Origin of the sequence: Antarctobacter heliothermus (assembly GCF_900188425.1) — a bacterium.
In the GTDB taxonomy this organism is placed as follows: domain Bacteria; phylum Pseudomonadota; class Alphaproteobacteria; order Rhodobacterales; family Rhodobacteraceae; genus Antarctobacter; species Antarctobacter heliothermus.
On sequence record NZ_FZON01000128.1, the window covers coordinates 1 to 2,287 of the forward strand.

The window sequence follows — 2,287 nt, forward strand, 5'->3', positions numbered from 1 at the left end:
CTGCCTTGGAATTGGCTGCCGACTTCCGCATCGGAAAATCAGGCCGCATAAGCTGCGGTATCAACGGAGCGCTTACGATAGTTTTCATCCCAGCCTCTTTTGATCTCCGGCCGCAGCTCTGAATCGCGTTGATGCGGGGACAACGCCTTGGAAGGATCAGCACGACACGCAAGATCGTGATAGAATGTCCCCTCTCATCGATACTTCGTATCGACTGCCGGGCAATGGACGGCGCGATCGGCAGGACCCTGCAAATCGACTCGACGCCGTAGACAACGCGCTGATCTTCCCCTCTCGGGACATTGCTCCGCAATGCCCTGCCGGGCAATGAATGAAGGTGATCATCGCTTCAGTGGGCCGTCGAGTTTCGTCCCACTGCGCGGCAGTTGCCGCTTGCGGCGATGAGAGCGGGCGCAAAATACGCCGAAGCCTTGCGGAGGATCTCATTGGCCTGGCGCAGCTCGCGGACCTCGCGTTCCAGTGCCTTGATCCGATCCCGTTCTTCAGTGGTCACGCCATCACGCATGCTGCTGCCCTTCTCGGCCTGCTTGACCCACCCGCTCAAGGTTTGGGGAATACAGCCGATTTTCGGAGCAATGGCTGCGATCGCGCCCGCCTGCGTTTCGTAAGAGCCTTGATGCTCAAAAACCATCCGGACCGCACGTGCGCGGACCTCAGGCGAGTAGCGATTTCCCATTTTGCTTTTTGTCATAACCATCATCCCTACCCAAGTTGATGGTCTCCGACGGACCCGGGGCGATTCAAACACCGCATCGGGCCAGCTTCCGTCGCACCAGAGGGGATCATTTTTAGGTGCCTACAGGGGGTCAACATTCGATGCCGATTGACACCAAGACCTCGGAAGCCCATCGTCTGACCAGAACAATGTGTGAGCGCCCGTTCTTGGTCAGGTCAGCTGGGAGCGTGATAGTTTCCGCTGATTGGTCGATCCAATCCCACCGCAGGTGGCTGACCTCACTCCGCCTCATACCCGTGGCACAGATGATTCGCATACCCGTCGCACCGGTCATATCGGTGACGACATGATACAGTTGCAGGTTCATCTTCATCAGCGCCTTTTGCATGTGCTGGATGTGAGCGGCGGCATATTCGGTGAGCCGTTCCCGTTGCCGCATATAGGCGCGCAGCGTGGCGATCTCCGCCTAAGTGCGGAAACTGCCGCGGAGCAGGCCGTAGGAATGCAGTTGTCGCAACCAACCTGCATCGCTCACATCGGTTTTGCGGCCCGGCACTTTCTTGACGTAGCGGGCACTCACTAGGATCACCGCGAAGCCATGTGTCTCGAGGATTTCGAAGGCCGGTAGGCATCGGCTTGCGCCAGACCTCTTCCAGCGCTGCTCGGAACTCCTCCCACGGCACCATGGCGTCGATCTCGACCAGCGGGTCCAGCTTGGCATCCCTGCTCACATAGCGGTTTGAAAAATCGAAGAAACCCATCAGCGCCATCGCGGCATCCCTGTCCCAGTTCCTACCGTCAATGATACTGCCGCGGGCGGACAAGGGCAATTTTTCGAGGTGCCCTCCAGATTTGACAACAAGTCTATGTGCAGCTAACCAACCTTGAAAGAATATATCTCTTGGGAGCCGGAGTACCCGACAATGAAGATTCTTCTGCTTGGGAACTGCCACATGCAGTCAATTCACGCACTTCTTTCGGCAGCTGGCCACAGAGACATAACAATTCTCCGCTTTAGCGCCATGCAAGCCACCGATTGGACCGTTGCTTTTTTGAAGTTTACGATCTTTTTATCGTGCAGGATATTCACAAGACGAAACCATTTTTTGAGAAGGCGCTCGGCCCCCACAAATGTGTTGTATACATGCCAGTTCTTTTTTTCAATGGCTTGACCCCCGACGACGAAACGTGGTTCATGATGCGTAAAACTAAGAGTGGGAATAACCTGCCAGTCCTGTCTCGGATCGCAGTCGGAGCCTTGCGGAACAGGTTAAGCGCCGATGAGGCTCATTCGCTTTACTCTCCAATCTTTTGTGACTTCATGGGATATGATAAGGTTCTTAAACCTGCTCGAGAAAATCTGATTCAACAACTTTCATCGTCCGCGCCCAATATCTCGACTCTGTTTGATAGATGGATGGCCAAGGGCGTTTTCTACCATATGTCTTTGCACCCAAAGCTTTATGTATTTGAAGATGTGCTTCGTAGTGTATTGCTCAAGCAGGTCGGGATAGTTCTACCGCAAGGGGCTTTGTTGCGCAAAGTCGGTAACGTCCGGAGTTCCCCTTTCCCCGGACGCAATTATCCCAC

1 protein-coding gene and 3 pseudogenes are annotated in these 2,287 nt (G+C 54.8%); 1 reads left to right on the top strand and 3 read right to left on the bottom strand.

Going from position 1 to position 2,287, the window contains the following annotated elements; translation table 11 throughout:
• Positions 1–409: 409 nt before the first annotated feature.
• The 3 pseudogenes from CHB90_RS27645 to CHB90_RS26425 form a co-directional block, all read right to left on the bottom strand.
• Positions 410–712, bottom strand: a pseudogene (locus CHB90_RS27645) (transposase); the annotation flags it as partial.
• 115 nt (positions 713–827) lie between these two features.
• Positions 828–1,316 (bottom strand): annotated as a pseudogene (locus tag CHB90_RS27650) (IS110 family transposase); the annotation flags it as partial.
• A gap of 13 nt (positions 1,317–1,329) precedes the next feature.
• Positions 1,330–1,467: pseudogene (locus tag CHB90_RS26425) on the bottom strand (IS5/IS1182 family transposase); the annotation flags it as partial.
• Between the two features lie 266 nt (positions 1,468–1,733).
• Between CHB90_RS26425 and CHB90_RS26715 the strand changes: the two are divergent.
• The coding region (locus tag CHB90_RS26715) for a WcbI family polysaccharide biosynthesis putative acetyltransferase (RefSeq protein ID WP_170941198.1) at positions 1,734–2,287 on the top strand (554 nt) is incomplete at its 3' end.